This is a genomic window from Halalkalicoccus subterraneus (genome assembly GCF_003697815.1).
Taxonomy (GTDB): Archaea; Halobacteriota; Halobacteria; order Halobacteriales; family Halalkalicoccaceae; genus Halalkalicoccus; species Halalkalicoccus subterraneus.
This window is the reverse complement of sequence record NZ_RDQG01000018.1, coordinates 1-21,840: the sequence shown is the minus strand read 5'-3', so window position 1 is coordinate 21,840 and position 21,840 is coordinate 1. Positions and strand designations below refer to the sequence as shown.

Here is a 21,840-nt window from a genome sequence, read left to right as displayed (position 1 = left end):
ATCCGCGTAGACGCGTTCGACACCTCAATCTGCCGATTACGGAGCTGTGGGCACTGCCGACGGGTTGGACAGGGTTTTAGGACGCGACGGTGGAGGACGGATATGGTTCGACGGCGACTGGGGACGAGCCTCTATGCGGGGTTCCTCTTTACGGTCCTCGGGCTCGTTGCATGGGCGAGCGGCCAGCCCTTCGTTTTCCCGAGTCTCGGCCCCTCGGCGTTCATTCTCGCGTTCGATCGCCGCGGCGAGCGCACCAGAACGTATAGAATCGTCGGCAGCCACCTCATCGGCGGGATCGTCGGTCTCGTCGCCTACACCCTCCTCGCCAACGGCGTGGCGATCACGACGACGCCGGCGGCGTTTTCCCCCGACGGGCTGCGCCTCGCCGCCAGCGGCGTCTGCTCGATCGTCCTGACGAGCTGGGGAATGATCGCGACGAACACGAACCACGCGCCGGCGTGTGCGACGACCCTGATCGTCTCGCTGGGGCTCCTCTCCTCGACGCTTCAGGTCGCGATCATCGTCGCGAGCGTCGTCGTGCTCGTCGAGGTACACTCCGTGGTGCTCGCGCTGTTCGAACGGGTGATCGGGGAGTAACTGTCCGTCGGTTCGAAAACGGGCGCCGTGTACTACCGCTGCTCGTCGCGGATCTCCTCTAGCTCCTCGTCGATCTCGTTCGATTCTAACTCCTCCTCGACGTCGGCCTCGGCGTCGCGCTCCTCGACGTCGACGTCCATCTCCGCCTCCGTGTCGTCCTCGCTCCCCTCGGTCGCGGTTCCCTTGCCCATCTCGCCTTTCAGGGTTTCGAGTTCCGCCTCGACCTCGCTATTGGTCCGGCCGGCGTCGAGCTCGCGGTCGATACTGTCCTTGTCCGAGAGCGCGTCGTCAAAGGCGCCGGTGTCCTGGAGTTCGTCCATCGCCTCCGAGCGGGCTTCCATCTCCTCGGTGTCCTCCTCTGCGCGTTCGATGGCCCGCGAGACGTCCTCCATCTCGTCGCCCGCGCCCGTCATCGCTTCCGAAACGCGGACGCTGGCCTCGCTGGCCTCGTACTGGGCCTTCATCGTCTCCTTTTTCGTGCGGAACTGCTCGATGCGGCTCTGGAGTTCGTTCTTCTGCTCGACGAGCTTCTCCTGTTTGTTCTGGAGGTCCGCGATCTGGTCCTCCAGCTGTTCGATCTGGCTCATCTTCGTCTTCTTCTTCTCGAGGGCCTGTCGGGCCAGATCGTCGCGGTCCTGCGCGACGGCCTCGCGGGCCTGCTCGTTGTGTTTCTCGACGTTCTCCTCGAGGCGGCGTTTCTGCATCTCCAATCGTTTCTTCTGGGTCGTGAGGTCCGCGATCCCCTGTTTGACGTCCTGCAGGCGGTCGCGCATCTGCTCGTAGGAGTAATCGAGCGTTTCACGGGGGTCCTCCGACCGGTTGAGGACCGTGTTGACCTTCGACCGGATGACGTACGACATCCGCGAGAGTATTCCCATGGACCGTCATTGCGGCCCAGTGCTTAAAAATATCCCCGCCGAACGGGGCGTATGACCGACGTGGCGATCCCCGGCGCTCGGGACGTCCGCGGGACGCTCGACGGCGCGGGCGACACGGTCGTCGTCGCCTGCCCGCCCCATCCCCAACAGCGCGGACACCGGGGCGATCCCCGACTGAAAGCAGTAAGCGGGGCACTGGGGAAGAGAGGGATCGCCTGCCTGCGCTTCGATTACGGCGAGTGGGACGAGGGCCGCGGCGAGCGCGAGGACGCACGCAACGCGATCCGGTGGGCCGCCGGGGAGTACGATTCGATAGGTGTGTTCGGCTACAGTTTCGGCGGCGCGATGGCGATGCTGGCCGCAGCATCGGTCGAGGAACCGTTGATTGGGGTGTCTGCGCTCGCGCCCGCCGCGCAGGTGGGCGGCGACCTCGAGGTGGTCGACGCTGTCGAGGCTCTCGACTGTCCCCTGCAGGTGCTCTACGGGACGCGGGACACGACTACCGAGTGGGAGCCGATCGTCGAAGCGGCCAGAGAACGCGGAGCACAGCTCCTAGAGCTTCCGGCGGATCACTTCTTCCTCGGCAAACACGAGCGGATCGCGGGGTCGGTTGCGGACTTTTTCGCCGGGCTCAGAGCGCCTTGACCCAGCCGGGAACCGAGGCCATTCCCTCCTTTTCCTCCCAGCCGTGCTCGTGGAGGTACGCCTCGAGGCCGGTGAACTCGAAGCCGAAGGTCTCGGGGAGGTCGTCGATCGGAGCGTCGTAGCCGACCTCGTTGAACCACTCGCACATGACGGTGAACTCCTCGCCGAAGGAGTCATACGCCTCCTCGATCGGGACGTGGACGGCCTCGACCTCGTGGCCGGTGACCTCCGAGAGCACGGCGGCCGTCTCCTCGAGGGTCGCCTCGTCGCCCGCGAGGTCGTAGCGCTCGCCGACGAACTCCTCGGGGTGCTCGAGGGCGACCGCTGCCGCGTGACCCACGTCGTCGACGTCGACCATCTGGAGGGGGACGCCCTCCTCGAGGGGGAGCGCGAGGGTCCCCTCCATGACGTCCTCGGCGAACGCCTCGAGGTTCTGGAGGAAGAAGACCGGCTGGAGGACCGTCAGCGGGAGGTCAAGCTCCTGGGCGTACTGGTCGATCTCCCAGGCCGAATCGAAGTGCGAGACGCCGGTTTCCTGATCGTGGCTGGCGACGCCGCTGAAGACGAACTGCTCGACGCCCTCCTCGCTCGCGACGTCAGCGAGGTTCTTTCCCTGCTGGACCTGCCCCTCGTATCCCTCCGTCCAGAAGTTCGTGACCGCGAAGACGGCGTCGGCGTCGCCGACGGGATCGCGGAGCGTCTCGGGCTCGTTCAGGTCGCCCTCGACCATCGTCACGCCCCGCTCCTCGAGTTCGCTCGCCGCGTCGCTGTCGGCGTCGCGAGTGAGCCCGCGGACGTCGAACTCGGCCCCGGCGGCGAGCAGGTGGTCGACCACCGCGCCGCCCTGGTTGCCCGTCGCGCCAGTCACGAGGACCGATCTCGGATCGCTCATCGTCGGTCCTCCGTCGTCAGTCGATTCACGCGCCGTTCGGCCGGTCGTTGGATCGGGGTTCGAGTCGGTATCACGACGTTACCTGATTCGTTGCCGAACCACATAACCGCTCGGCGACGCTCGTGTAACGGGGTGACGTTGATGTTACCGGTTCCAGGGGGCGGGCGCTCCTTCCGGTCGGCCGTTCAACAGCCGACCGACCGAACCCGCCGAGTATGGTGACGCTTCTCACCCACGACTCGTACGGCTACAACTGACGACTGATCGCCGAGGAGGCGGAGTGGGAGTCTTCCCGCGACGGCGAGGTCGGTCCGGGCTACCGGATGCCGGCCGGCGAGTTCGGCCCGGAGTTCGTTCTCGGAATCGATGAGATGGAGGAGGTTTTCGACGGGGCGAGGGCACAGTCCCTCGGCTCCGAAACGGTTTTTTATCCCCTTCGCACAGGGTCAGTATGCCGACCGATTACGATCCCTCCCTCGGGAGGAAGTTCATTTTCGTGACTGGGGGCGTGATGAGCGGCCTCGGAAAGGGGATCACCGCCGCGAGCACCGGCCGGCTGTTGAAAAACGCCGGCTTCTCGGTGACCGCGGTGAAGATCGATCCCTACCTGAACGTCGATGCCGGGACGATGAACCCCTACCAGCACGGGGAAGTATACGTGTTGAAGGACGGCGGCGAGGTCGACCTCGATCTGGGGAACTACGAGCGCTTTCTCGACATCGACATGACGTTCGATCATAACGTCACGACGGGCAAGACCTACCAGCACGTCATCGAGAAGGAACGCTCGGGCGACTACCTGGGCGAGACCGTCCAGATCATCCCCCACATCACCGACGACATCAAACGGCGAATCAGGGAAGCCGCCGAGGGCACCGACGTCTGTCTCATCGAGGTCGGGGGAACCGTCGGCGACATCGAGGGGATGCCGTATCTCGAAGCCCTGCGCCAGTTCGCCCACGAGGAGGACGATGAGGACATCCTCTTCGCCCACGTCACCCTCGTCCCGTACTCGAAGAACGGCGAACAGAAGACCAAGCCGACCCAACACTCGGTGAAGGAACTGCGATCGATCGGCCTCCAGCCCGACATCGTCGTCGGGCGGTGTGACGACCACCTCGAACCCGAAACCAAGGAGAAGATCGCCCTGTTCGGCGACGTCCCCACCGAGGCGGTGTTCTCGAACCCCGACGTGCCCGATATCTATCAGGTGCCCCTGATGGTCGAGGAGGAAGGGCTCGACGAGTACGTCATGGAGCGATTGGGACTCGCCGAGGAGGCCCTGCCCGAGGGCGAGCGCAAAAACGAGTGGCGCGATCTGGTCACCCAGGAGGCCGACCGGGAGATCGAGATCGCACTCGTGGGCAAGTACGCCCTCGAGGACGCGTACCTCTCGATCCACGAGGCGCTGAAACACGCCGGGCTGGAGCGAAACGTCGAGGTCAACATCCAATGGGTCGATTCGGACGAGATGGCCGCGGCCCATCAGGAGCGCCTGGAGGAGGCCGACGGGATCGTCGTCCCCGGCGGGTTCGGCTCGCGGGGCACCCGAGGAAAGCTCGAGGCGATCCGCTACGCTCGCGAGAACGAGGTTCCCTTCCTCGGGCTTTGTCTGGGCTTTCAGATGGCGGTCGTCGACTACGCCCGGCACGTCTGCGGGCTCGAGGGCGCTCATTCGGCCGAGATCGACGCCGAGACCGACCACCCCGTGATCGATATCCTGCCCGAACAGTACGAGGTCGAGGACATGGGCGGGACGATGCGGCTCGGCGCTCACGACACCGATATTCAATCGAGTACCCTCGCAAGCGAGGTCTACGGTGGTGCGACCTCGTGCACCGAGCGCCACCGCCACCGCTACGAAGTCAATCCGGAGTACATCGAGCGACTGGAATCGGCGGGACTCACCTTCTCCGGGCGAGCCAACAACCGCATGGAGATCCTCGAGATCGAGGACCACCCGTACTTCCTCGGCACGCAGTTCCATCCCGAGTTCCGCTCGCGGCCGGGCCGGGCGAGCCCGCCCTTCGTCGGGCTGGTCGATGCCGTCCTCGAACACGCTCGAACGGAGGTCGAAGCCTAATGGTCAACGCCAAAGAATTCATCGACGAGGCAGTTGAGGAGATCGAAGCGGAGATCGGCGACGCGGACGCCGTGATCGCGCTGTCGGGTGGGGTCGATTCCTCGGTCGCGGCGGCGTTGGCCTACGAGGCCGTCGGCGCACAGCTGACGCCGGTCTACGTCGACACCGGGCTGATGCGAAAGGGCGAGACCGAGCAAGTGAGCGACACCTTCTCCTATATGGAGTCGCTTCGGGTGGTCGACGCCGAGGAGCGCTTCCTCGACGCGCTCTCGGGCGTGACCGACCCCGAGGAGAAACGGGAGGTGATCGGGGAAGGGTTCATCCGGGAGTTCGAGCGCGAGGCCCGGGAGGCCGACGCCGACTATCTCGTGCAGGGGACGATCTACCCCGACCGCATCGAATCTGAGGGCGGGATCAAGTCGCATCACAACGTCGGCGGGCTCCCCGAGCGAATCGACTTCGAGGGGATCGTCGAGCCGGTGCGTGACCTCTACAAGGACGAGGTCCGGGAGGTCGCACGCGAACTCGGCCTCGACGAACTCGTCGCCGAGCGCATGCCGTTTCCCGGCCCCGGGCTCGCGGTCCGAGTCATCGGCGAGGTCACCGAGGAGAAGGTAGAAGTGGCGCGCGAGGCGTGTCACGTCGTCGAGGACGAACTCGAGGAGTACGAGCCGTGGCAGGCGCTGGCGGCCGTCATCGGCAAGGCGACGGGCGTCAAGGGCGACAACCGGGTTCACGGTTGGGTCGTCGCCGTCCGGTCGGTCGAGTCCCGCGATGGTATGACCGCCCGCGCACAGGAGATCGACTGGGAGACGCTCCAGCGCATCCAGAGCCGGATCACGGGCGAGAACGAGAACGTCGCGCGCGTGGTCTACGACGTCACACACAAGCCGCCTGCGACCATCGAGTACGAGTGATGAACGCAGTCATCGCGGGCGAGGACGAAGACGGACTGGGCGAGGCGCTCGAAGCCGAGGGATTCGAGGTGACCCGGATCGAGGGATTTGCCGACCGTGTGGCGCTCGAAACGGCCGGTATCGAGGACGCTACGGTCTTCGCGATCACCGACACGGTTCACGCCACCGGCATTCCGGTCGCGCGCGAACTCAACGAGGAGCTCCGAATCATCGTTTACGCCGCCGATTCGCTCCCGGAGTTCGCCCAGCCGCTCGCGGATCTGATCGTCGACCCCGACCTTCTGAGTCCCGAGGCGATCGCAGAGGAACTGTAAGCCGAGCGACCGCCGCGTTTTTGTGCCGATCCGTCGAAGGCCTGCCATGGCACTCGATCGCTACGGGGAACACGGCCTCGATCCCGACGACGGCGAGGTCGAAAGCACGGAGCTAGTGGTAGAGGACGACGTGCTCGTCAAGGCCTTCGCGCTCGGACCCGGCGCTGAACTCTCGGCGCACGAACACGGCGACTCGACGAACGTCTTTCACGTCCTCGAAGGAACCGTAACGGTGCTCCAGAGCGACATCGAGGAGGACATCGCCGCACCGGGCGTGGTGCTCCACGAGCGCGGGGTCGCCCACGGCGCGCGAAACGACACCGACGAAATGGTTGTGTTCACCGCGAGCCTCTGTCCGCTGCCGTCCTGAATCGACGAACTCCCCTTTCGACCGACGCTAGATTTATGGGGTGACCGTGACTCGACGTGCGTATGACTAGTATCGACGAAATACGCCGGACGATTTGTAACTCCGAACCGGACGACTGGAAGTTTCACAAATGTGACTTCGGTTTGCTAGAAACGGCCGATTACAAGCACATCACCTGGGTGTACGAGCAGGACGTCGCGCTCCGGATCGAGCGCGGACGCGGCGTCGACTGGAAACAGGCCTCCGAGTGGGCCGGCCACGACGACGCCACGATCGACGCCGGCTATCGGTACTGGGTCATCTATTCGGGATCGCCGGTGAGTTCCCACGTCCTGCTCTCGATCGACGAGTATCAGGCGACGATGGCGGCACCGACGCCGTCGGGCGAAGGAGGCCGGGGTCCCTGGACTCTCTCCGAATACGAGGATCGACTCGGAGCGATCGTCTCCGGGCGAGGCGAGGAATACGAGAAGCGACGGCGAGCGGCGGAGATCGAGGTCGTCTGAGCGGCCCGAATCCGGCCGGTCGAACTCGATTCGGTCTACGCCTCGGGTTCGTCCTCGCGCGTGGCGAGACCGATTAGATGCGGGACCTCCTCGACGATGATTTCGCGGGTGCCGAGCCGGACGGCGTTCTCGCTGCCGGGCAGGCAGAACACGGGTACGCCGTCCGCGACGCCGGCGATCGCCCGCGTCGCGACGACGTGGGTGCCGACCTCGTCGTAGGAGAGCCGTCGGAACAGTTCGCCGAATCCCGGAAGCGTCTTGCTGACCAGCGGCTCAACGGCCTCGACGGTGACGTCGTCGGGCGTGACGCCGGTTCCACCGGTCGTGACGATGAGATCGACGTCCTCGCGATCCGTGAGGTTGTCCACCGACCGTTGGACCCGGTCGAACTCGTCGGGGATGAGTTCGCGGTGGGTCAGTTCGATCCCCTCGCCCTCGAGGATCTCGATGATGGCGTTGCCGGAGGGGTCATCGCCGGATTCGCGCGAGGAGGAGACGGTGACGACGCCTGCACGGATCTCTTCGGCGTCTTGGGCGTGGTGATCATGGTCGTGGTCGCCGTGATCGTCCTCGCCGTCCCCCTCGTGGTGGTCGTGGTCGTTCTTGCGGTCGTCGTGTCGCGTCTCCTCGGCCATACTCCGCCTTCGCGGGCCAGCGTCTAAAAGGCCGCCACCAGTACAGTTTTGGGTGCGGTAGCCATGCCCACGCGTATGGACGCAGTCCAGTTCTCGGAGCACGGCGGGCGCGACGTGATCGAGTACGGCGAGTTTCCCGACCCCGAAATCGAGAACGACGAGGTGCTCGTCGACGTGAAGGCCGGCGCGTTGAACCACCTCGACATCTGGACACGAAAGGGAATGCCGGGGCTCGACCTGGAGATGCCCCACATCCCGGGCAGCGACTGTGCGGGCGTCGTTGCGGACGTGGGGACGGACGTCACCCGATTTTCGGAGGACGACCGGGTCGCGCTCATCGCGGGCGTCGGCGACGAGCGCATGGACGACCCGACGCTCGACCCGCGCTTTCACATCATCGGCGAGCACGTCCGCGGGGTCCACAGCGAGTACGCGGCGATCCCCGAGGACAACCTCATCCCCGTGCCTGAGCACGTCGACTGGGAGACCGCGGCGGCCGCGCCGCTGGTCTTCCAGACCGCCTGGCGCATGCTCATCGAGCGCGGCGAACTGCAGGCCGGCGAGGACGTTCTGGTGCTGGGTGCGTCGGGCGGGGTCGGCCACGCCGCCGTTCAGGTCGCCACCCACGCGGGCGCGACGGTGTACGCGACGGCGAGTTCCGACGAGAAGTTGGAGTACGCGGAGGGGATCGGCGCCGACGGGACGATCAACTACGCCGAGACGGAGTTCGGAAGCGAGGTCAAGTCGCTGACCGACGGGCGAGGCGTCGACATGGTGGTCGACCACATCGGCGAGGCGACGTGGGACGAATCCTTGAAAAGCCTCGCGAAGGGCGGGCGGATCGTCACCTGCGGGGCGACCACGGGCCCGAACCCCGGTGCCGGCCTCAACCGGATGTTCTGGAACCAGCTCTCGGTGATCGGCTCGACGATGGCCACCCCCGAGCAGGCCGAGACGGCCCTCGAACTGGTCTGGGACGGCACCTTCGAGCCGGCGATTCGAGAGGTCCTGCCGATGAGCGAGGCCGCCCGCGCCCACGAGATCATCGAGGAGCGCGAGGGCTTTGGAAAGGTAGTTGTGGTTCCGGACAGCGAACTAGAGTAATGAGCGACGATCGGGGATACGTCTACGAACCGGGGGTCGAGACGACGACCGACCCCGCGGATCGGGAGTTCGACTGGCAGGGCTGGACGCTCGTCGGCGTGGTCGTCCTTACCTTTCTCGTCGCGCCCGCGATTATCCTCTTTCAGCCGCCGGACATGCTGCCGTTCTTCGTGGCGTATCTCGTCTTGCCGTTGGTTCCCGCGGTCGTGTTGGGTCTCGTCGCCGTGCTGGTGACCGCCCGACCCTGATCAGTCGGCGAACTCGATGGGGCCGACGGCGTCGACCTCTTCGGAGAGGTCCTCGAGGGCATCGACGGGTCCGCGAACGAACAGCGCGTGGCCGATCATCCCAACGGCGACCGTACAGGCGACAACGGTCGCAACCAGTATCGACACCGCGGTGTAGGCTCCGACCAGCGCACCGACGAGGAGGCTCACGAAGATGGCTCCGAGCACGAGGTCGTAGTACTGCAGCGCCATGTAGGGTCATATCCGAGACGGCGGAATAAGGGTTGGGGCCTACAGCCCGGCCGCGACGCGGCGCAACACCGCGCTCGCCCCGGCAGTGATGGGCTCGCCGTGGCCCGGCGCGCCGTACTCGAAGGTCGGCGCGCGCTCGAAGAACTCCTTGATGCTCTCGTGGTTGCGCTTCGAATCCGCACACAGGAAGCCCGGCATGGGTTCGAGGGTATGTTCCGACTCACGCACGCAGTCCCCGAGGAAGGCGACGTCGAGTCCCTCGTGGAGGTACACCATGTGGCCGGCGGTGTGACCCGGCGTATGATAGGCACGAAAGCCGCCGATCACCTCGCCATCGGTGACGGGAACGGAGGTGAGGTCGGGGAAATCGAGGTTCCGGCCGAGAACGCGCTGGGAGAGTCCCTTCTTGTCGAACAGCGGCGGTTTCGCCGCCCCCGTCACGTAGGTCGCGTCGGGTTCGCCGGCGTGGATCGGGGCGTTCAGTCCCAGCGAGGCGAGCGCACCGACGTGGTCGTAGTCGTAGTGAGTGAGTAAAACGCGGTCGACATCGGCGACGGCGTGGCCGAGCGCGCGGATCCCTTCGCGGATCGCCTTCGCGTCGCCCGGCGTCCCGGCGTCGAGCAGGGTAAGCTCGCCGTCGTCGACGAGATAGACGTTCGAGATGCCGTCCACGAGGCGATAAACGCGGCTGTCGGGTGCCATACGGCCCCTTCTCACGCCGGAGACAAAAAGTCCCCTCAGTCGCTACTCGAAATCGCGGCGCATCGCGATCTCGAACCAGGGGCAGAGCCGCAGTTGGCGGTACCACTTGGGGTTCTCGTAGAGGCGCTCGTAGGGCACCCACATCAGGCCCGCGACCTCGGCCTCGTCGGGGTCGAGGGTAGTATCGTCGAGGGTGCATTTGAGCACGGAACAGACCTCGTGTTCGACGCCCTCGTTGGGGTAGTAGCGTTTGTACTCGAACTTGTCGGCGACTCGCAGGTCGGTGTACTGGGAGGGCTGGACGCCGAGTTCGTCGTCGAGGCGGTTTCGAGTGGCTTCTTTCTGGCTCTGACCCTCGACGGGATGGGAGGCAACGGTGCCGTCCCAGTGGGTGTCCCAGAGGCGTTTGTCGGGGCTTCGCTGGGCCAGCAGGATGTTGTCGTCGTGATCGAACAGCAGGGCGGTAAACGCCCGGTGCCGGATACCGTCACCCGTGTGGGCTTCGAGTCGGTTGACGACGCCCTGTTTGGCGTCGTCGGCGTCGACCGCGACGACGTCCTGGCGGGCGTTCTCGTGGGAGTCTTCGCCCGCGGTGTCCTGAACGCTCATAGTCAGATATCAGCGAGCGGGGTCAAACACCCTTCGGTTCGGGCGGAATCGGGTCGTACTCGTCGCCGACGCGAACCGAAAGCGTCCCCGGACGAACCCGACACGGGAGCTCCGTGAACTGGGAGATCTCGCCGTCGAAACTGAACGAAACCGGTTCGTCGCGCCGAACGTCGACGCGCAACGAGGGAGTCGTGATCCGGTGGATGCTGCTCGCCTCCCCGCCGAGCAACCGACGTTTCGCCGTCTCCCGTACCAGTTGCCCCGTCGGGACGTCCTCGATGATCGTCACCTCGAAGCGGCCGTCCTCGACGTTTGCCTGTTGGCGGCCTTCGACCGGAAATCGCCGTGCGTTGCCGATCAGGACGAACATCGCGTCGCCATCCCAGATCACCTCCTCGTCCTCGGCGTGAACGTGCAGCGGGATCGACTCGAACTCGCGCATCCGGTCGATCGTCTTGAAGACGTACGCGAGTTCGCCGAACCGTCCCTTCAGCTCCGAGGAGGTCGCTCCGCTGGCGTCGGCGGTCAGCCCGCAGACACAGGAGTTGACGAACAGCTCGTCCCCGGCGATACCCAGATCGATTCGACGGGTTACCCCTTCCGAAAGCAGTTCGAACCCGTGTTCGATGCTCTGGACGCCCATGTTGCTCGCGAAGTTGTTGCCCGTTCCCGCGGGGATCACGCCGAGGGTCGTCGAATCGAAGGCCTCGGCCTCGTCGATCCCGCAGGCGACCTCGTTTACGGTTCCGTCGCCGCCACAGGCCCCAATCCGGGTCGCACCCGCCTCGATGGCCTCGCGGGTCAGCGAAACGGGCTCGCCCGCCTCCTCGGAGACCGCGAGGTCGAACCCGTATTCGGTAGCCAGTTCACGTACCGTCGATATGTCGCCATTGAGCCCCCCGCTTTCGGGGTTTACGACCACGACACAGTCGCCCTCGTCACCGGCCATACCTGATCGTCGAGACGCAAGCGCAAAGCCTTGGCGACACTCAAAGGGAGATGTGCTCTCGCTCGATCTCCACGCGCACACGCGCTTCTTCCACGGCCACGATCGGCTCGCCGAGCGGTTCGATCCCTACGGTCACGCCGCACTCACCACGCTCGCAAGGCGCCGCGGACTCGACGGGGTCGCGCTGACGAACCACGACTACTACCGTCCCCTCGGAAACCCCCACGAGGAGTTCCTCTCGGTTCCCGGTATCGAGATCTCGACGACGAAGGGCCACGTCGTCGTGCTCGGGCCGGACCCGCCGACGCGAACCGAACGGGGAGCGCTCACGCCCGCCGAAGCCGTCGAGCTGGCCCACGACCGGGACTGCGCGGCGATCATCGCCCACCCGTTTCGCAACAGCACGATCCGCGAGACCGACGTGGCCTTCGACGCCATCGAATGCAACGGCAAACACCCCCGGACGTGGCCGCTGGTCCGCGAGATCGCCGCGGAGCGGGACATCCCGCTCGTCGGCGGCAGCGACGCCCATTACCCCTTCGAGGTCGGGCGCGCGTACACGAACGTCGACGCCGAACCTACACCCGAGTCGATCGTCGAGGCCATTCGTGAGGGTCGGGTCGAGCCCGAGGTCGCGGGTGGGCCCTTCGCGCGCGTCCTCCGGCGGGGCTACCGGTGGATCCACGAGCGAAAGGGCCAGCTCACCGAGGTGACACCGGGGGTCGGCACGCCGCCGGAGAGCTAACGCTGCTCGTCGAGGATCAGCCGCGTCGTGGTGCTGACGATCTCGTCCATGTCCCGGGCACGGGTGATGAGGTCGTTGACGCCCGTGGTATCGGCGGCATCGACGATGAGGACGACGTCGGCCTCGCCGCTGACCTGCCAGACGAAGTCGACGGCGTCCCACTCGGCGAGTCGCCCGGCGACGGCGGTGGTATCGACCGCCACGTCGACGCCGAGTTCGATCATCGCCTTGATGTTGCCGGTGCGGGTGGCGACCGTAAAGCGCTCGATGACGCCGGTTTCGAGCATCCGGTCGACCCTGTTTCGGACCGTGCCCTCGCTGGTCCCGACGCGATCCGCGATCTCCGTATAGGGAATTCGCGCGTCGTGGCGGAGCACGTCGAGGATCTCCCGATCCAGCTCGTCCATTGAGACCCGATGGTTGTTCGTCGCCGGGCTTTATCGTTACGAAATTCGTAACTTCGCTTCGAAAGCAAGGTTTATACTCGGTCTGTTCATACGCTTCTCGTAATGTCGGACGCCTACCTGGCACTCGAAGGGGGCCGTGTTCTGGAAGCGCGCGGACGTGCGCCCGGGACGGCCCGAGGGGAACTGGTCTTTACGACCGCCTATACGGGCTACGAGGAGAGTCTGACGGACCCCTCCTACGAAGAACAGGTGTTGACCTTTTCGTACCCGCTCATCGGGAACTACGGCGTTCGGGACGAGCGATTCGAATCGGAGCGGATCCACCCTACCGCGGTCGTCGCGCTCGAACTGACCGATGACCTCGCCGAGTGGCTCGAACGCGAAGGGATCCCCGCTATCGACCATCTCGACACGCGCGACCTCGTCACCGAGATCCGCGACGAGGGCGCGATGCGCTGTGGGATCGCCGCCGGGCCCGAGGCGACCCCGGAGGACGCCCTCGCCGAACTCGAGGCGTGCAAGGGCATGAGCGAGCACACCGACATCGGCGCGCAGGTCAGCGTTGCCGAGAGCTACACCGTCGAGGGCGGGGGCGAATACGACGTCGCGCTGATCGACTGCGGCGCGAAGGGCTCGATCACCTCCTCGCTGACCGACCGTGGGGCCGACGTCCACGTCCTCCCCTACGACACGACGCCCGCGGAGATCCGCGAACTCGACCCTGACGTGCTCTTCATCTCGAACGGACCGGGCGATCCCGCGAACTTCACCGCGGCCCGGGAGTTAGTCGAGACCTTTGCCGGCGACCTCCCGATCGCGGGGATCTGTCTGGGCCAGCAGATCGTCGCCCGGGCGCTCGGCGGCGAGACAGAGAAGATGGTCTTCGGACATCGCGGCGTCAACCAACCAGTCAGGGATCTGCGCACCGGGAAGGTCGTGATGACGACACAGAACCACGGTTATACGGTTTCGGAGCCCGGTGACCTCGACGTAACCCAAGTGAACGTCAACGACGATACCCCTGAAGGCCTCGACAGCGACGAGTTGGGCGTGATCACCCGCCAGTACCACCCCGAGGCGAACCCGGGCCCGCACGACTCGCTCGACTTCTTCGACGACGTCCTCGAACTGGCGAACGGGCCGACCGTGACGGCCGACTAGGGCGACAGTGTTTTTCGCGGCGACAGTACGTCCGCGTAGTCCGAGATGAGCCCGTCGACGCCGGCCGCCGCGAGTGCCGCCGCCTCGTGGCGGTTCGTGACCGTCCAGACGTTGACCGCGAGCCCGCACTCGCTCGTCGGATCGAGCAACTCGGTCGAGCCGCGGGCAAACGGCGTCCCCTCGATCAGGTCCGCGGGCGGGTGGATCGCGCGACAGCCATGGCGCTGTGCGACCGCCAGCGCGGTCTCGACGTCGTGCTCGAACAGGTAGGCGGTCGGCAGTCGGCCGTCGACCGCCGCCAGTGCGTCCTCCCAGAACGAGGCGGCAAGCACCGGGTTCGGTGCGCGCTCGACGAGCGAGACGACCCGATCGATCCACTCCCAGCGCTCGGATCCGCCCGTGGGGGCCGTCCCGAAACGACCTTTGAGATCGAGCACGACCCCGACCTCGGCGGGGATCAACGAGAGCGCGTCGGGAAGCGAGAGGACAGTGCCACCGCCGCGAGCCGGCGTTGAGAAGAGTTTCTCGCTCCGGATCGTGCTGACGGGCCCCGTCAGCGGCGTACAGCGGTCGAGGCGATGGTCGTGATAGACGGCGATCGCTCCGTCGGCGGTCGGCCGACAGTCGATCTCGATCCAGTCCGCCACGCGGGCGGCCGCCCGGATCGCGGCGGCGGTGTTCTCGGGATGCTCGCCGGCGAAGCCACGATGGGCGATCAGCGACGGTACGTTCGGCGGGTCAGACGGTTCGAAAGCGCGCTCCGACACCCACATCGGCTCGACGCCCTGACCGGTTGCCATTGGCGACCGTAACTCAGGAGAGCGTATCAACTTTCCTAATAGGACTATAGACGGCTCCTGACTCTCTATAGCACTCTATAGTGCGCTCGGCTCGACCCACGTCAGCCGAGTGACGTTCTTCGGCACGCCGCGCAGCCCCTCCCTGCTCGCGATCTCGAAGGTCCGGTTCTCCGCGTCGGGGGTGAAGGGCGCGGCGACCATGAGACGGGCGACGTCGGCCCGGGAGATCCGACCGGAGATCGAATCCCCGCCTTCCCCGACCACGACCTCGCCGGAGGGAGCGTCGTTGGTCAGCCCGCCGGGCCGGAGGATCGTGTACGTCAGCCCCGACTCGCGGAGGTGGGTCTCGGCCTCGTCTTTCGCGCGCAGGATCGGGGCGATGAGGAGGCGAGCGAAGGTCGGCAGTCCCGCCTTCGCGTCGCCGACTCCCAGAGACGACTCGAAGACGAAGCGCTCGACGCCCGCCTCGCTCGCGGCGTCGGCGAGGTTGATCACGCCCTCTCCGTCGACGAACGCGCCGGTGAGTGCACCGAATCCCGGTCTCGTCCCCACGGCACAGAGCACGGCGTCGACGTCCGCAACGGCACGGTCGGCGTCGGCGAGGTGTAGGAGGTTTCCGACGATCACCTCGTCGGCCCCCAGTCGCTCCAGTTGCCCGACCGTCTCGGGATCGCGCGTCATCGCGCGCACGTGGAGGTCAGTGTTCCGAAGGAGGGTCAGTATCTCGCGACCCGTCTCCCCGCTCGCGCCCGCGACCAGCACGGTTTCGATCGTCATGACTCGACGGAGGGTCGCGAGCCGGTTGAAGGTTTACCCGGCGGCTACCGGCCCCACTCGGCGTCCGTCACTGGGCGATCCGAGACCGCCCGCACGTCCAGCGGTTCGTCGCGCGAGCGAAGCGCTTCGAGGGCCGCCTGGACGCTCGGGCTCGTCGAGTAGTAGGTGACGTCCTCCTCGACGGCGGTCTGGAGCGACTCGCGGTCGCGCGTGATCACGAGATCGACCTTGCCCTCGCGGATCGCCTGTGGGACGTCGTCGAACTCCTTGACCTCGTAGAACTCCTCGAACCCGTCTACGTCGAGGTCGATCACGGCGGTCCCACCGCGCGGGAGGACGGCACCGGCGGCCTGCTGGGCCTTCCAGTAGGCCTTGCCGAAGGAGTCGGCCGTACCCATGACCTCGCCCGTCGACTTCATCTCGGGGCCCAGCCGCGGGTCGCTGCCCGGCAGGCGATCGAAGGGGAGGACGACCTCCTTGACGCTGGTCTGTTCGGGGATCCCTTCGGTGGCGTCGAGCTCATCGAGGGTCGCGCCGGCCATCACGCGCGCGGCGAGCTTCGCGATCGGGACGCCGGTCGCCTTCGAGACGAACGGCACGGTACGCGAGGAGCGCGGGTTCGCCTCCAGCACGTAGACCTCGCCCTCGTAGACCGCGAGTTGGACGTTGAGCAGTCCCACGGTATCGAGCGCGCGGGCGATCTGTTCGGTCACCTCGCGGATCCGACCCATCGCGTCGGCCTCGAGCCACCGGGGCGGGATCATACACGCCGAGTCGCCCGAGTGGACGCCGGCGCTCTCGACGTGTTCCATGATCCCGCCGATCAGCACGCGCTCGCCGTCGGAAACGGCGTCGACGTCGAGTTCGACGCCGCCCTCGAGGAACTTGTCGACGAGGATCGGCTTGTCGGGGGCGACCCGCACCGCCTCCTCGATGTACTCCTTCAGCTCCTCGTCGGAGTGAACGACCTCCATCGCCCGCCCGCCCAGCACGTAGGAGGGACGGACGAGAACGGGATAGTCGATCTCGTGGGCGAGATCCAGCGCTTCAGCCTCGCTGGTCGCGGTACCACCCTTCGGCTGGGCGATCCCCAGCTCGTCCATGAGGCCGTTGAACCGGTCGCGGTCCTCCGCGAGGTCCATCGCGTCGACGGCCGTACCCATGATCTCGCAGTCGAGTCCACGACGCTCGATCTCATCCTGCAAGGGTTCGCCGATGTCGACGGAGGTCTGCCCGCCGAACTGGATCATCGCGCCGTCGGCGCCGGTCGCCTCGATCACGTCCGCGACCTCCTCGGCGGTGATGGGTTCGAAGAACAGCCCGTCGCTCGTGTCGTAGTCCGTCGAAACGGTCTCGGGGTTGTTGTTGACGACGTGGGCCTCGATGCCGTTCTGGCGGAGCGCCTGCACCGCGTGGACCGTACAGTAGTCGAACTCGACGCCCTGACCGATGCGGATGGGCCCGCCGCCGACGATCACGACGCTCTCGACGTCGGTGTCGACCTGCACCTCGTCGCGGCCCAAGCGGTCGCCGCGGGCGCGTGCGGAGTAGTAGTACGGCGTCGAGGCCGCGAACTCGCCGGCGCAGGTGTCGACCTGCTTGAAGTCGCGTTCGGGCGCGCTGGCCTCGACCGCGTCGATCGCACCGCCGTCGGCCTGCGGGATCGTCGAGGCCTCGCTCGCGTCGATTCCCGCCGCGACCTGCGCGTTCGTGAAGCCGACCCCGGCTGCCTCCCCGAACTCGCCGTTCTGGGCGGCGGCGGCCGCCTCGGCGACGGTCTCGTAGCGCTCGACGTACCACTCGTAGATTCCCGTCAGTTCGTGGACCTCCTCGACCGAATATCCCCGGGAGAAGGCCTCGAACATCCCGTAGGGACGATCCGGCGTCGGCGTTTCGAGGTAGTCGGTCTCCAACTCGTCGTCCGAGAGGGCGTCCCAGTCGACGTCGGGGACGTATTCGGTGGAGCGAAGCGCCTTCAGCAGGGACTCCTCGAAGGTCCGACCGATCGACATCGCTTCTCCCGTGGACTTCATCGCGGTGCCGAGCTCGAAGTCGACCTCGGAGAACTTGTCCTTGGGCCAGCGCGGGACCTTGGTGACGACGTAGTCGATCGCGGGCTCGAAGGCGGCGGTCGTCTCGCCGGTGATCTCGTTTTCGATCTCGTGGAGGCGTTTGCCCAGCGCGACCTTCGCGGTCACGCGCGCGATGGGGTAGCCCGTCGCCTTCGAAGCCAGCGCCGAGGAGCGAGAGACGCGCGGGTTGACCTCCACGACGCGATACTCGCCGCCGGGCGTACCGTCGTCGCGCCAGGCGAACTGGATGTTACAGCCGCCCTGAATGCCCAGGTCCCGAATGACCTCCAACGCGGCCGAACGCATCTCCTGGTGGCCGTCGTCGGGGATCACCTGTGAGGGCGTGACCACGGTGGACTCACCGGTGTGAATGCCCATCGGGTCGAGGTTCTCCATGTTACAGATGATGATACACGAGTCGTCGGCGTCGCGCATCACCTCGTATTCGAGTTCGACCCAGCCCGAGATGGACTCGGTGATCAGCACCTCGCCGTTCCGGGAGAGGCGAAGCCCCTTGCGGACCGATTCCTTTAGCTCGTTCATCTCCTCGACGACGCCCGACCCGCTCCCGCCGAGCGTGTAGGTCGTACGCATGATCACGGGCAGGCCGCCGACGGCCTCGACGGCGTCCTCGACCGCGCCGACGGACTCGATGGTCCGCGAGCGGGGCATCGGCTGATCCAACTCCTCCATGCGATCGCGGAACTGATCGCGGTCCTCGGTCGCGTAGATGGTATCCAGCGGCGTGCCCATGATCTCGACGTCGTACTCCTCCAGGACCCCTTCCTCGGCGAGTTCCGCGGTCACGTTGAGCCCGGTCTGGCCGCCCAGCCCGGCGATCACGCCATCGGGACGCTCCTTCCGGATGATCTCCGCGATGGGTTCGGTGGTGATGGGCTCGATGTAGACCTTGTCGGCCATCTCGGGGTCTGTCATGATCGTCGCAGGGTTCGAGTTGACGAGGACGACTCGGACTCCTTCCTCCTGTAGCGCTCGGCAGGCCTGTGCGCCCGAGTAGTCGAACTCGGCGGCCTGTCCGATCTGGATCGGGCCGCTCCCGATGAGAAGGATCGTCCGTTGCTCCCCGTCGACCGTGTCCTCGTCGGTCATCACCCGGATCCAGTTCGCACATCGTAATAAGAGGAACGATACGTTGTGAAAAGCGAAGCCGGATTTCGAGATTCGAAGCCTACTCGACGGGCTCGACCTCGACTTCGACGGCGTTCGGCAGGAAGGCGTTCGCGGCGTACCCGCCCTCATTCCACGGGTATCGCCCGGAATCGAGGGAATCGAACCCTTCCTCGGGAGAGCCGATCGTCGCCGGTTGGGTCCGCCCGCGGTCGTCGGTCGCCCGCGAGACGAGCGTGTGAGTCCCCGGTTCCGCGTCCCACGAGGTCCGGAAGAGCCGCCACGCGCCGGCGTAGTCGGGGCCGAAGCGCTCGGCCTCGGTCCAACCCTCGCCGCCATCAAACGAGACCTCGACGCGCTCGACCGGATCGTCGCCCGCCCATGCGACCCCACAGACGTCGACCGAGCCCGCGCGGATCGGGTCCTCGCCGTCGGGCGTCCCGATCAGCGACATCACGTTCTGGTCGAACGTGTAGGGATGGTCGATCTCGTCGGACTCGAACTGGTCCCACGTGTCGAACGTCTCGATGGTTTCCATCGGCTCAGGGGTCTCACCCGCGGGGTGGATCCGATAGTCCTCCTGTTGCCACTTCGCGTGTCGGCCCGGACGGTCGAGCGATCCCTCCGTGACCATCGAGTCCATGAGTCGGAGCTCGTCGAGCCACTTCACGCTGTTGACGCCGTACCAGCCCGGAACGAGCAATCGTACTGGGTAGCCGTGTTCGGCCGGGATCGACTGTCCGTTGATACTCACGGCCAGGATGCAGTCGTCGGTCGCCTTCTCGAGGGGGATTGAGCGCGCGAAGACGCCCTCTTCGCCGGGGTCGCCGCCGATGGCGGTCAGCCAGCCCGATTCGGGGATCTCGTCCGAGAACGCTCGGAGAACGGAACTGAGGGGAACGCCGGTCCAGACAGCCGTGGCGGCGGCCTCGAAGCCCCACTGGACGCTTGCGGTCTCGGGCTCGTGCTGGCCGCGGCCGTTTCCCGCACACTCCATCGTGTGGGCGACCGCGACCATAGGGAATCTATCTGTGAGTTCGGCCACCGAGGTCTCGCCGTCGAGACCGCCGGAAAAGGTGATCGTCCAGGAGTCGTCCGCGATCTCGGGGATCGCGTTGCGGTGACAGACGAAGTGCTCCTCGATGGGCGTCAGCCAGTTCGCGTAGGTGCCCCGCCCCGCGGCCCCGACGACGGTGTAGCGGTCGGCCTCGTCCCGGACCTCGCGGACGCCCGGCTTGCGTTCGAGGATCGCCTCGATCTCCTCGCGGCGCTCCCGCGAGCGGTCGGTGGTAGCCATACTCCTCAATGATCGTTCGTCCACAAACCGTTTGTCCCCTCAGGCCGGCCGGTCGAACTCGCTCTCGAACTCGCGGGCCGTTCGATAATCGTCGACGAACGCCTCGACGTCGAACTCGAGCATCTGCTCTTCGAACTCGTTCGTGGCTCCCGAGTCCTCGGCGTGGCTGATTGCGTGTTCCATCAGTTCGATCAGCAACTCGACGACGATGACGTGCAGGCGTCGCGAGTCGAAGTCCGTCAGCCAGAGCATCGAATACCCGACCTGGCCGTTCTCCGAGAGGTCCTCGGCGATCACCTGGTCGGGAAACTCCTCCAAAACGATGCCCATGACGTGTGGCGTGCCGAACTCCTCGAACTCGTCTTCGGTCTCGACGGTCTCTCTGAGCACCACGACGATGGATTCGGGGACGAACCGGGAGGGAGGGTGGACGTCCATCACGACCGCGTGGCGCTCGCCACAGGTACAGGAATACTCGCGAAGCCCCATGTCGAGTTCCGCAAGCGAGACCGACTCGCCACAGGGAAGCTCGATCGCCTCGTCGCCGGGGACCCGGGGCGTTGCCATCGCCCTTTCTTACCTCGTCGGCCGGTTAAAGGGCGCGTTTTCTACTACTCGACGCCTGGCGGGTCGTCCCACTCGTCGTCCGATCCCGACTCCTCGACCCGGGTTTCCGACTCGGCCGGCTCGCGCAACTGGACGAACGCGCGGGCCGAGACGGCGAGCCAGAAGACGTTCGCGACCGCCGCAAAGGCGATCGAAAGCGCGATTCCGGCGACCGAAACCGCCGTCCCCGCGAGGGGAAGTATCGAGAGGGCTACCGCGCCGATGGCGGGGACGAGCGAGATCGCGACGTAGACGACGACCGCCCCGGCCAGCAGGAGGAAGATCGTAACCCGATCGCCCCGTGAGAGCCGCCAGCTCTCGACCATCGCGTCGATCGCGTTTCGGTCCTCGATCGCGATCAGCGGGCGGACGAAGTAGAAACAGATCGCGAGGACGACCCCGGGGACGACGAGAAAGACGAGGCCGACTGTGATGAGCGTCAGGACGACGATCCGGACGAACACCTCGTTGACGGTCGCGAACGTCAACCGCCGCGAGAACAGCTCGTCGGGGATCGTCCCGGTGTGCTCGCTCGCCATGACGCGTACGGCGACGACGCTCGTGGCGGCCCACGCGAGCAGCCAGACCAGAAGCAACAGGCTGATGACCGAGCCGGGGAGGTCGAACCCCAGCGGCGTCGTGCCCTCGGGTAGGGTGGTCGGCGGGGGCTGGCCGGTTTCGGCGGCGAGGTCGGCGGTCACGGACTCGAGGGCGAGGGTCGCGCTGTCGAGGGCGACGTTACCGACGATCGAGACGAGCAGGAAGACGCCGACGAACACGAGACCGTTGCGGCTCACGAGCCGATCGAGCCCCTCTTTCAGCGCGCGGGCGACGTCGAGTGACATACCCGTCGCTCTCGTGTCTCCGTACTAAGGCGCCCCGGTTCAGGGCCAGTCGTCGCGTTCGTCCTCGTCGGGTTCCGGTTCGGGGGCGTCGTCGGCGAGCGTCCAGCCCGCCGCCTCCGCGGCGTCCTCAACGGGAAGGTACTCCCAGCCGACGCGCTCTGCGAGCTCGCGGTCGGCCTCGTCCGTGCCGACGAAGACGTGCCGGTCGGTGTCGAACTGCTCGTGAACGCTCTCTAAGCTCTCCTCGCGCCCGCGCGGGCCGGAGAAGAAGTCCTGGCGGATCCGGTGTTTGCGCGTGAAGTTCGTCACGACGTAGGTGGGC

General features: G+C 66.3%; 26 protein-coding genes. 11 read left to right on the top strand and 15 right to left on the bottom strand.

The features are described 5' to 3' along the window. The first annotated feature begins 102 nt into the window (after positions 1-102). Entirely contained in the window at positions 103-597 is a 495-nt protein-coding gene (locus tag EAO80_RS04975; RefSeq protein ID WP_122088834.1) for an HPP family protein, read from the top strand. 32 nt (positions 598-629) lie between these two features. Here the strand turns inward: EAO80_RS04975 and EAO80_RS04970 are convergent, their stop codons facing one another. Continuing rightward, positions 630-1,475, bottom strand: coding sequence for a PspA/IM30 family protein (locus EAO80_RS04970; protein ID WP_122088833.1), 846 nt, complete (start codon positions 1,473-1,475; stop codon positions 630-632). Positions 1,476-1,526: 51 nt separating this feature from the next. Here EAO80_RS04970 and EAO80_RS04965 point away from each other — a divergent pair, with 51 nt between their 5' ends. After that, entirely contained in the window at positions 1,527-2,120 is a 594-nt protein-coding gene (locus EAO80_RS04965) for a dienelactone hydrolase family protein (protein ID WP_122088832.1), read from the top strand. Here EAO80_RS04965 and EAO80_RS04960 read toward each other — a convergent pair. Further along, the gene (locus EAO80_RS04960) at positions 2,107-3,012 is read right to left on the bottom strand and encodes an NmrA/HSCARG family protein (protein ID WP_122088831.1); all 906 of its coding nucleotides are present in this window, start codon (positions 3,010-3,012) and stop codon (positions 2,107-2,109) included. The two genes, EAO80_RS04965 and EAO80_RS04960, sit on opposite strands and share 14 nt — an antisense overlap. A gap of 451 nt (positions 3,013-3,463) precedes the next feature. On the opposite strand from EAO80_RS04960, the gene EAO80_RS04955 reads away from it, so the two are divergent. The 5 genes from EAO80_RS04955 (at position 3,464) to EAO80_RS04935 (ending at position 7,202) form a co-directional block, all read left to right on the top strand. Next, complete coding sequence (locus EAO80_RS04955) at positions 3,464-5,095, top strand: CTP synthase (RefSeq protein WP_122088830.1); 1,632 nt, start codon at positions 3,464-3,466, stop codon at positions 5,093-5,095. After that, complete coding sequence (guaA, locus tag EAO80_RS04950) at positions 5,095-6,012, top strand: glutamine-hydrolyzing GMP synthase (protein ID WP_122088829.1); 918 nt, start codon at positions 5,095-5,097, stop codon at positions 6,010-6,012. Before EAO80_RS04955 ends, guaA begins: the two co-directional genes overlap by 1 nt. Beyond that, a complete protein-coding gene (locus EAO80_RS04945; protein ID WP_122088828.1) occupies positions 6,012-6,326 on the top strand; it encodes a DUF7126 family protein in 315 nt (104 codons plus the stop codon). The genes guaA and EAO80_RS04945 overlap by 1 nt, the downstream gene beginning before the upstream one ends. Before the next feature lie 46 nt (positions 6,327-6,372). Further along, positions 6,373-6,696: a cupin domain-containing protein gene (locus EAO80_RS04940; protein ID WP_122088827.1), complete on the top strand. Its 324-nt coding sequence runs from the start codon at positions 6,373-6,375 to the stop codon at positions 6,694-6,696. A gap of 62 nt (positions 6,697-6,758) precedes the next feature. After that, on the top strand, positions 6,759-7,202 hold the full coding sequence (locus EAO80_RS04935; protein ID WP_122088826.1) for a hypothetical protein: 444 nt from the start codon (positions 6,759-6,761) through the stop codon (positions 7,200-7,202). Positions 7,203-7,237: 35 nt separating this feature from the next. Here the strand turns inward: EAO80_RS04935 and EAO80_RS04930 are convergent, their stop codons facing one another. Next, complete coding sequence (locus tag EAO80_RS04930) at positions 7,238-7,837, bottom strand: MogA/MoaB family molybdenum cofactor biosynthesis protein (RefSeq protein ID WP_122088825.1); 600 nt, start codon at positions 7,835-7,837, stop codon at positions 7,238-7,240. A gap of 75 nt (positions 7,838-7,912) precedes the next feature. Here EAO80_RS04930 and EAO80_RS04925 point away from each other — a divergent pair, with 75 nt between their 5' ends. Further along, positions 7,913-8,941 (top strand): zinc-binding dehydrogenase, encoded by a 1,029-nt coding sequence (locus EAO80_RS04925; protein WP_122088824.1) that lies wholly within the window; start codon positions 7,913-7,915, stop codon positions 8,939-8,941. Continuing rightward, positions 8,941-9,189: a hypothetical protein gene (locus EAO80_RS04920; protein WP_122088823.1), complete on the top strand. Its 249-nt coding sequence runs from the start codon at positions 8,941-8,943 to the stop codon at positions 9,187-9,189. Before EAO80_RS04925 ends, EAO80_RS04920 begins: the two co-directional genes overlap by 1 nt. Here EAO80_RS04920 and EAO80_RS04915 read toward each other — a convergent pair whose 3' ends face one another. The 4 genes from EAO80_RS04915 to EAO80_RS04900 are packed head-to-tail and all read right to left on the bottom strand — an operon-like array spanning position 9,190 to position 11,680. Then, complete coding sequence (locus tag EAO80_RS04915; protein ID WP_122088822.1) at positions 9,190-9,420, bottom strand: hypothetical protein; 231 nt, start codon at positions 9,418-9,420, stop codon at positions 9,190-9,192. It abuts the gene before it with no gap. A 39-nt stretch (positions 9,421-9,459) separates the two neighbouring features. Beyond that, positions 9,460-10,122 carry an MBL fold metallo-hydrolase gene (locus EAO80_RS04910; RefSeq protein WP_122088821.1) on the bottom strand — a complete coding sequence of 221 codons (663 nt, stop codon included), beginning with the start codon at positions 10,120-10,122 and terminating at the stop codon, positions 9,460-9,462. A 42-nt stretch (positions 10,123-10,164) separates the two neighbouring features. Then, positions 10,165-10,731 carry an NUDIX hydrolase gene (locus EAO80_RS04905; protein ID WP_122088820.1) on the bottom strand — a complete coding sequence of 189 codons (567 nt, stop codon included), beginning with the start codon at positions 10,729-10,731 and terminating at the stop codon, positions 10,165-10,167. A 22-nt stretch (positions 10,732-10,753) separates the two neighbouring features. Then, the gene (locus EAO80_RS04900; protein ID WP_122088819.1) at positions 10,754-11,680 is read right to left on the bottom strand and encodes a diacylglycerol/lipid kinase family protein; all 927 of its coding nucleotides are present in this window, start codon (positions 11,678-11,680) and stop codon (positions 10,754-10,756) included. A gap of 52 nt (positions 11,681-11,732) precedes the next feature. Here EAO80_RS04900 and EAO80_RS04895 point away from each other — a divergent pair, with 52 nt between their 5' ends. Further along, a complete protein-coding gene (locus EAO80_RS04895; protein ID WP_122088818.1) occupies positions 11,733-12,425 on the top strand; it encodes a PHP-associated domain-containing protein in 693 nt (230 codons plus the stop codon). Here the strand turns inward: EAO80_RS04895 and EAO80_RS04890 are convergent. Then, positions 12,422-12,832, bottom strand: coding sequence for an Lrp/AsnC family transcriptional regulator (locus EAO80_RS04890; protein ID WP_122088817.1), 411 nt, complete (start codon positions 12,830-12,832; stop codon positions 12,422-12,424). The genes EAO80_RS04895 and EAO80_RS04890 overlap by 4 nt on opposite strands. Positions 12,833-12,934: 102 nt before the next feature. On the opposite strand from EAO80_RS04890, the gene carA reads away from it, so the two are divergent. Beyond that, positions 12,935-13,993 (top strand): glutamine-hydrolyzing carbamoyl-phosphate synthase small subunit, encoded by a 1,059-nt coding sequence (carA, locus tag EAO80_RS04885; protein WP_122088816.1) that lies wholly within the window; start codon positions 12,935-12,937, stop codon positions 13,991-13,993. Here the strand turns inward: carA and EAO80_RS04880 are convergent. The 7 genes from EAO80_RS04880 to EAO80_RS04850 form a co-directional block, all read right to left on the bottom strand. Continuing rightward, positions 13,990-14,793, bottom strand: a complete 804-nt coding sequence (locus tag EAO80_RS04880) for a glycerophosphodiester phosphodiesterase (protein WP_122088815.1) — start codon at positions 14,791-14,793, stop codon at positions 13,990-13,992. The genes carA and EAO80_RS04880 overlap by 4 nt on opposite strands. Before the next feature lie 75 nt (positions 14,794-14,868). Further along, positions 14,869-15,570: an SDR family oxidoreductase gene (locus tag EAO80_RS04875; protein ID WP_122088814.1), complete on the bottom strand. Its 702-nt coding sequence runs from the start codon at positions 15,568-15,570 to the stop codon at positions 14,869-14,871. 44 nt (positions 15,571-15,614) lie between these two features. Further along, entirely contained in the window at positions 15,615-18,752 is a 3,138-nt protein-coding gene (carB, locus tag EAO80_RS04870) for a carbamoyl-phosphate synthase large subunit (RefSeq protein WP_122088813.1), read from the bottom strand. Positions 18,753-18,831: 79 nt separating this feature from the next. After that, entirely contained in the window at positions 18,832-20,067 is a 1,236-nt protein-coding gene (locus EAO80_RS04865; protein ID WP_122088812.1) for a molybdopterin-dependent oxidoreductase, read from the bottom strand. A gap of 39 nt (positions 20,068-20,106) precedes the next feature. Then, entirely contained in the window at positions 20,107-20,634 is a 528-nt protein-coding gene (locus tag EAO80_RS04860) for a DUF5815 family protein (protein ID WP_122088811.1), read from the bottom strand. Positions 20,635-20,678: 44 nt separating this feature from the next. Then, positions 20,679-21,518, bottom strand: a complete 840-nt coding sequence (locus EAO80_RS04855) for a hypothetical protein (protein ID WP_122088810.1) — start codon at positions 21,516-21,518, stop codon at positions 20,679-20,681. A gap of 39 nt (positions 21,519-21,557) precedes the next feature. Beyond that, positions 21,558-21,840: DUF7124 domain-containing protein (locus EAO80_RS04850; RefSeq protein ID WP_122088809.1), on the bottom strand; the 283-nt coding region annotated here is incomplete at its 5' end.

Coding starts and splice junctions, on each gene's coding strand:
- EAO80_RS04975 (WP_122088834.1), top strand. CDS start 103: ATGGTTCGACGGCGACTGGGGACGAGCCTCTATGCGGGGTTCCTCTTT.
- EAO80_RS04960 (WP_122088831.1), bottom strand. CDS start 3,012: ATGAGCGATCCGAGATCGGTCCTCGTGACTGGCGCGACGGGCAACCAG.
- EAO80_RS04915 (WP_122088822.1), bottom strand. CDS start 9,420: ATGGCGCTGCAGTACTACGACCTCGTGCTCGGAGCCATCTTCGTGAGC.
- EAO80_RS04970 (WP_122088833.1), bottom strand. CDS start 1,475: ATGGGAATACTCTCGCGGATGTCGTACGTCATCCGGTCGAAGGTCAAC.
- EAO80_RS04855 (WP_122088810.1), bottom strand. CDS start 21,518: ATGTCACTCGACGTCGCCCGCGCGCTGAAAGAGGGGCTCGATCGGCTC.
- EAO80_RS04880 (WP_122088815.1), bottom strand. CDS start 14,793: ATGGCAACCGGTCAGGGCGTCGAGCCGATGTGGGTGTCGGAGCGCGCT.
- EAO80_RS04965 (WP_122088832.1), top strand. CDS start 1,527: ATGACCGACGTGGCGATCCCCGGCGCTCGGGACGTCCGCGGGACGCTC.
- carA (WP_122088816.1), top strand. CDS start 12,935: ATGTCGGACGCCTACCTGGCACTCGAAGGGGGCCGTGTTCTGGAAGCG.
- EAO80_RS04900 (WP_122088819.1), bottom strand. CDS start 11,680: ATGGCCGGTGACGAGGGCGACTGTGTCGTGGTCGTAAACCCCGAAAGC.
- EAO80_RS04920 (WP_122088823.1), top strand. CDS start 8,941: ATGAGCGACGATCGGGGATACGTCTACGAACCGGGGGTCGAGACGACG.
- EAO80_RS04905 (WP_122088820.1), bottom strand. CDS start 10,731: ATGAGCGTTCAGGACACCGCGGGCGAAGACTCCCACGAGAACGCCCGC.
- guaA (WP_122088829.1), top strand. CDS start 5,095: ATGGTCAACGCCAAAGAATTCATCGACGAGGCAGTTGAGGAGATCGAA.
- EAO80_RS04930 (WP_122088825.1), bottom strand. CDS start 7,837: ATGGCCGAGGAGACGCGACACGACGACCGCAAGAACGACCACGACCAC.
- EAO80_RS04940 (WP_122088827.1), top strand. CDS start 6,373: ATGGCACTCGATCGCTACGGGGAACACGGCCTCGATCCCGACGACGGC.
- EAO80_RS04925 (WP_122088824.1), top strand. CDS start 7,913: ATGGACGCAGTCCAGTTCTCGGAGCACGGCGGGCGCGACGTGATCGAG.
- EAO80_RS04860 (WP_122088811.1), bottom strand. CDS start 20,634: ATGGCAACGCCCCGGGTCCCCGGCGACGAGGCGATCGAGCTTCCCTGT.
- EAO80_RS04875 (WP_122088814.1), bottom strand. CDS start 15,570: ATGACGATCGAAACCGTGCTGGTCGCGGGCGCGAGCGGGGAGACGGGT.
- carB (WP_122088813.1), bottom strand. CDS start 18,752: ATGACCGACGAGGACACGGTCGACGGGGAGCAACGGACGATCCTTCTC.
- EAO80_RS04910 (WP_122088821.1), bottom strand. CDS start 10,122: ATGGCACCCGACAGCCGCGTTTATCGCCTCGTGGACGGCATCTCGAAC.
- EAO80_RS04935 (WP_122088826.1), top strand. CDS start 6,759: ATGACTAGTATCGACGAAATACGCCGGACGATTTGTAACTCCGAACCG.
- EAO80_RS04955 (WP_122088830.1), top strand. CDS start 3,464: ATGCCGACCGATTACGATCCCTCCCTCGGGAGGAAGTTCATTTTCGTG.
- EAO80_RS04945 (WP_122088828.1), top strand. CDS start 6,012: ATGAACGCAGTCATCGCGGGCGAGGACGAAGACGGACTGGGCGAGGCG.
- EAO80_RS04890 (WP_122088817.1), bottom strand. CDS start 12,832: ATGGACGAGCTGGATCGGGAGATCCTCGACGTGCTCCGCCACGACGCG.
- EAO80_RS04865 (WP_122088812.1), bottom strand. CDS start 20,067: ATGGCTACCACCGACCGCTCGCGGGAGCGCCGCGAGGAGATCGAGGCG.